Annotated in this window: 8 protein-coding genes; 7 read left to right on the plus strand and 1 reads right to left on the minus strand. The window is 59.6% G+C overall.

Annotated elements, in window-relative coordinates; all coding sequences use genetic code 11:
• From ruvX to HF921_RS05345, 7 genes are all read left to right on the plus strand, one after another.
• A partial coding sequence (gene ruvX, locus HF921_RS05315) for a Holliday junction resolvase RuvX (protein WP_226834349.1) occupies nucleotides 1-511 on the plus strand: 511 nt, incomplete at its 5' end.
• On the plus strand, nucleotides 508-1014 hold the full coding sequence (gene pyrR, locus HF921_RS05320) for a bifunctional pyr operon transcriptional regulator/uracil phosphoribosyltransferase PyrR (RefSeq protein ID WP_215892914.1): 507 nt from the start codon (nucleotides 508-510) through the stop codon (nucleotides 1012-1014). The genes ruvX and pyrR, both read left to right, overlap by 4 nt.
• On the plus strand, nucleotides 1011-1997 hold the full coding sequence (locus HF921_RS05325) for an aspartate carbamoyltransferase catalytic subunit (RefSeq protein WP_064218121.1): 987 nt from the start codon (nucleotides 1011-1013) through the stop codon (nucleotides 1995-1997). Before pyrR ends, HF921_RS05325 begins: the two co-directional genes overlap by 4 nt.
• 5 nt (nucleotides 1998-2002) lie before the next feature.
• On the plus strand, nucleotides 2003-3277 hold the full coding sequence (locus HF921_RS05330; protein WP_215892913.1) for a dihydroorotase: 1275 nt from the start codon (nucleotides 2003-2005) through the stop codon (nucleotides 3275-3277).
• Nucleotides 3278-3290: 13 nt separating this feature from the next.
• Nucleotides 3291-3491, plus strand: a complete 201-nt coding sequence (locus HF921_RS05335; protein WP_215892912.1) for a hypothetical protein — start codon at nucleotides 3291-3293, stop codon at nucleotides 3489-3491.
• 55 nt (nucleotides 3492-3546) lie between these two features.
• Nucleotides 3547-3975: a hypothetical protein gene (locus HF921_RS05340; protein ID WP_064218453.1), complete on the plus strand. Its 429-nt coding sequence runs from the start codon at nucleotides 3547-3549 to the stop codon at nucleotides 3973-3975.
• 2 nt (nucleotides 3976-3977) lie between these two features.
• A complete protein-coding gene (locus tag HF921_RS05345; RefSeq protein WP_064218454.1) occupies nucleotides 3978-4406 on the plus strand; it encodes a hypothetical protein in 429 nt (142 codons plus the stop codon).
• 25 nt (nucleotides 4407-4431) lie between these two features.
• Here the strand turns inward: HF921_RS05345 and HF921_RS05350 are convergent.
• A partial coding sequence (locus HF921_RS05350; protein WP_215893450.1) for a KUP/HAK/KT family potassium transporter occupies nucleotides 4432-5209 on the minus strand: 778 nt, incomplete at its 5' end.

Genomic DNA, 5209 nt, shown 5'->3' on the forward strand with positions numbered 1-5209 from the left:
CTGCCCGCCAGTGAGCGCTGGCAGGCCGCGGCGCGCTTGCTGGGAGTGGATATGCGTCTGCTCAGTGGTGCGGCGGGTCATGCTTGAACACAACGGGCCGCTGCTCGGGATAGACTTCGGTGAACGTCGGATCGGGATTGCGGTTCTGGGGGAGTCGGGCTTGGCGCCGCAAGGGGTTGCCACCCTGCGCAATGGCGAAACTGGCCCGGACTGGGATGGCTTCGCCCGTATTCTTAAGGAGTGGCAGCCGCGTGCGCTGGTTCTGGGCCTGCCTCTGCACATGGATGGCAGCGAGGGCTTCATGGTGGGCCGGGTGCGCAAATTCGCGGAAAGTTTGCAGCGCCGCTTCTCCTTGCCTATCCATTGGGTGGATGAGCGCCTGAGCAGCCACGCCGCCGAGCTGATCCTGAAAGATCGCGACTTTTCTCAAAAGAAACGCGGCCGTTTGCTGGATCAAGCCGCGGCCTGCGAGATTTTGTGGACCTTTCATAATGCCCGAGGCGACGCATGACGACCGACTGGGATGTGACTGCACTGTTAGCGGGTATGGCGCGTGATCTGCGTCCCCTCATTGATCCGGAGCAGGCGGCGATGATCGGCATTTTTACCGGCGGTGTCTGGCTGGCGCGCACCCTGCACGCCGCACTCGGTTTGCAGCAGCCCCTGGGGCAGGTGGATATCTCTTTTTATCGCGACGACTTCAGCCAGATCGGTCTGCACCCGCAGGTGCGCGCCTCGGATATCCCCTTTGATGTCGATGGCCGCGATATCATTCTGGTGGACGATGTCCTCTACACCGGTCGCACCGTGCGCGCCGCTATGAATGAAATCTTCGACTATGGGCGACCGGCCCGCATCCGCCTGGCGGTGCTGGTGGATCGCGGCGGGCACGAACTGCCAGTGGCCGCTGATGTGGCGGCGTTACGCCTGAATGCCACAGCGGGCGCGCACATCAAGCTGCGCGGCCCCGAGCCCTTGCGTCTGGAACTGGAGCAGCGGAGGCTGCAGCCATGAGCGCCGCCACCTTTCGTTTTGGTGAAGGAAACCCGCAATACGACGCCCAGGGCCGTTTGCGTCATCTGCTCAGTACCGAAGGGCTTCGGGAGCGCGAGTTACTGCAGATTCTCGATACGGCGGAATCTTTCCTCAGTATTGCCCATCGCAGTGTCAAAAAGACCCCCACCCTGCGTGGCCGCACCATCGTCAATCTCTTTTTTGAGAACAGCACGCGGACCCGCAGCACCTTCGAGCTGGCCGCCAAGCGCCTCTCGGCGGATGTGCTGAATATTGCGGTCAGCACGAGTAGTGCCAGCAAGGGTGAATCCCTCATTGATACCGTCGATAATTTGATGGCCATGCAGGTGGATGGTTTCGTCCTCCGTCATCCCGAAGCGGGAGCAGCCCATCTGATCGCTTGCCATCTCGGCGACTCGGCACTGGTGGTGAATGCCGGTGATGGTCAGCATGCCCATCCCACCCAGGCCTTACTGGATGTGTTCACCATCCGTCGCCTGGCGGGGCCGATTGAAAACCGAGTGGTGGCCATCGTCGGCGATGTGCTCCATTCGCGGGTGGCACGCTCGCAGATTCATGCCTTGTCCATTCTCGGTTGCCCGGAAATTCGCGTCATCGGCCCGCGCACCTTGGTGCCCGAAGAGCTTTCGGCGCTGGGCGTGCATGTTTACCACGATCTGCAGGCCGGTCTGCGCGGGGTGGATGTGATTTGCGCCCTGCGCCTGCAACGGGAGCGCATGGTGTCGCACCGTCTGCCCAGTCTGAATGAATTTTATCACCGTTTCGGGCTGACACCGGAGCGCTTGCAGTGGGCAGCTCAAGGCGCGCTGGTGCTGCATCCCGGTCCTATGAATCGCGGGGTGGAGATCGCCTCGGAGGTGGCCGATGGTGCTCAGTCGGTGATTCTCCAACAGGTAGCCCATGGCCTGGCGATGCGGATGGCGGTGCTCACCATCCTCGCTGGCGCGGCGGGCGGGGAGTGAAATCCATGCACAGAATCATCCGTAATATTCGGGTCATGGATCCCAGTGACGGCTTTGATGCGGTTACTGATCTGGCCGTGGCGGGCGGTCGGATTGTCGCACGAGGTATGCTGCCCCCTGACTTTACGGCAGGAGAAGTGCTGGATGGCACGGGCTTGATTGCCTGCCCAGGATTCATTGAAACGTCTTTTCAGGCGCATACCCCAGGTCACGGTCGGGATGGTGACCTCGCCAGTGAGTTGCGTGCGGCGGTAGCCGGTGGCGTGACGCAGGTTCTACTGCGCCCGGACACTCTGCCGATGGCCGACATCCCGGCCGTTTTGCAGGAACAGCGCATTCTGGCGGATCGTCTGGCCTTGGCCAATGTGCATCTGTCCGGTGCCCTTACTACGCAGCTTCAGGGCACGGCGCTGACGGAGATGGCGGGTTTGGCAGCGGCCGGTGCTATCGCCTTCAGTCAGGCCAAGGAGCCCGTGCTCAGCGCGGCCTTGTTGCGGCTGGCGCTGAGTTACGCAGCGGATTTGGGCTTGCCCGTATTACTCCATGGTGAAGAGCCGGAGTTGGCTGCCAACGGGGTGATGCACGAAGGCCGTCTGAGCATCCGTTTAGGCCTGAGCGGACGCCCGGCCGCGGCGGAGCAGATCGGCGTGCAGCGGGATATCGCCATTGCCGCGCTCAGCGGTTGCCCCATCCATTTTCCGCACTTGAGTATCGCTGCGGCGGTGGCCGAGGTTGTGGCGGCCCGGCAGCGTGGTGAGCCGGTGACTTGTGGGGTGAGTATCCATCACCTGCTGCTCACCGAGCAGGATATCGGTTTCTTCAATCTCCACGCCAAGATCTTGCCGCCTTTACGCGCCGTCGCAGAGCGCGACGCACTGCGGCACGCCATTGCCATGGGTGCTATAACGGCCATCAGTAGTGATCACAACCCCTGGGGGGTGGACCGGGAAGGCATGACTTTCACCCAGGCGCCATTCGGCATTGCTGCCGTGGAATGGCTCCTGCCCCTGGCGCTGCGTCTGGTGGATGAAGGGGTGTTGGATTTAATGACGGTGCTGCACTTGCTGAGCGTCGGCCCGGCCCAAGCCCTTGGTTTGCCAGTGCCATCCCTGGCGGTCGGTGCCACCGCTGACTTCTGTATCTTCGATCCGGACTCCTACTTCACGGTAGAGACAGGGCGTCAGTGGAGCCGCGGGCGGAATCTTCCTTATGGACAATGGGAATTGCGCGGGCAGGTACGATATACATTGGTGGCGGGGCGGATGGTTTTTCGAGGGTGAGCGGGAGGAATATGTGACCATCGGCGTTCGCTTTGAATTGATTCGAATCGTCTGGTCGCAGTGGCAGCGCTTCAAACCGCGCCTGGAATCGCAGCAACGAACGGCTTCAAAAAACTACGCGACTGCTGAAGTAAATCCCCTATTTCGCGATCATGATTTACTCGGTGCGAGGGGTGTTCCATTGCGCCACCAATCTCCTATACTGAAAACTTGAGGTGTGGGGATAAATCCTGCCTTACCACTAGACTGGCGCGCACTGGAGGTGCCTTATGAACCCAAATATTTCCCGCATCCTATGGGTGCTTGCCGCCGCGGCATTAAGCTCGACGATGGTTCCGTCCGAGGCTGCAGTTGGACATCCATCGCAGCCTGCCGTGGGCAATATGGACAAAGCGACCGGAGGAAGCGGTACCACGGAGTCCGGAAAAAAATATATCAAGATTCTTTCTCCTGTCAATGGTGCACAACTCAGTGCCGGTACCTCCGTGGTCCTGTCCTATGATGTCACTCTGGCCCCCAACGGCAATCATATCCATGTCTATGTTGATAACCACATGGCTGGCTTGAGCCATGAATTGAAAGGTAACTTTTCTGTAGGCAAGTTGGCGCCCGGCACACACACTATTTGCATCAAAGAGGCTACAGCGGCCCATGTTCTCATTGGGGTCAACCGGTGCATTGTGGTTACGGTTAAGTAAAAATGCCGGGCTTTTTCTTCAGCGCCCAGCTTTTGCTCTATGCCTGCATTCAGGCGTTGCACAACTTGGGGGCGGTGGCCATCGTGGGCGGAGGCGCCGCGGCGCTTTTGCTGGCGCGCCGTTCTCCTGGCATGCAGAGGACGCTGGTGTGGGTAATCACTTTGGGATGGGTAAACCAAGGGGTGACCGGTATCCTTTTTGGGGCTACTAGCTATTACTATGATGGCCGTTTGCCCGACATTCACGGGATCGCTCTGACGGCCCTGTTTCTCAAAATGGCTTGCGCAGTTCTGGGTATCATCCTCGGGATGGTCTACCTGTATTTTGAGCGTGGATGGTCGGGGGCAGTGCAGCGTTGGATCCTGGGTTCTGATTTCGGCTTGGGTGTCACCGCCCTCACTGCCGCAGCATTCCTGCGTTGGTTTTCCTGATTTTGTAGGCCTGTTCCCTAACCCCCTAACCCCGCTTAGGTGCGTCGGACACCCTATGCGCAAGCTCGACAACATCCCCCAGTTCCATCACCTGGTTGGGCGGGAGCCGGAAAAAGTCGGTGGCGTTGGTAGAAAAACGGAGCAGGATGGCGAAAAGTTGTTCTCGCCATAAGGCCAGGCCAGCGTCGGCGGTCGGAATCACCCGTTGGCGGGAGGCAAAATAGGTGGTATCCGATGGGTTCCATCGGAAGTTCGGACTCTCCGCGGACTTCAGCGTCTCTGGAATATCGGGTTGCTCCATGAATCCATAACGGGCAGTGAAACGATAGACGCCTTGTCCATAATCCAGAACCGCCAAGCGGGCCGTGGAAAGGGTGCGTGGCTCATCTTCAAATTTGACGGTGAGGATGATGACCCGTTCATGAAGCACTCGGTTGTGTTTCAGGTTATGCAGCATGGCATGCGGAACGCCGTGCTCGCGTACTGTCAGGTATACCGCCGTGCCCGGGACACGGATAGGCTCGATAGGGGTGACGCCGCTCAGAAAGGCCTCCACCGAGATGGCATCCGGATACAGTTTGCGGGCGAGTATCTCCCGTCCCCATCGCCATGTCGACATGGTCGTGAAAACTACCAGGCCGATCATCAGTGGGAACCATCCTCCTGCCACGAGTTTCAATAAATTTGCGCCGAAAAATATCCCGTCCAGCAGGATAAAGAAGCCGCAGAAAAGGCCAGCTTTCCACAGCGGCCACTGCCAACTGTGGCGGGCGACGAAGAAGACCAGAACGGTGGTCAGTAGC

The sequence above is a fragment of the Acidithiobacillus ferriphilus genome (genome assembly GCF_018854775.1).
Lineage (GTDB): Bacteria > Pseudomonadota > Gammaproteobacteria > Acidithiobacillales > Acidithiobacillaceae > Acidithiobacillus > Acidithiobacillus ferriphilus.

Coding starts and splice junctions, on each gene's coding strand:
- pyrR (WP_215892914.1), top strand. CDS start 508: ATGACGACCGACTGGGATGTGACTGCACTGTTAGCGGGTATGGCGCGT.
- HF921_RS05325 (WP_064218121.1), top strand. CDS start 1,011: ATGAGCGCCGCCACCTTTCGTTTTGGTGAAGGAAACCCGCAATACGAC.
- HF921_RS05330 (WP_215892913.1), top strand. CDS start 2,003: ATGCACAGAATCATCCGTAATATTCGGGTCATGGATCCCAGTGACGGC.
- HF921_RS05340 (WP_064218453.1), top strand. CDS start 3,547: ATGAACCCAAATATTTCCCGCATCCTATGGGTGCTTGCCGCCGCGGCA.
- HF921_RS05345 (WP_064218454.1), top strand. CDS start 3,978: ATGCCGGGCTTTTTCTTCAGCGCCCAGCTTTTGCTCTATGCCTGCATT.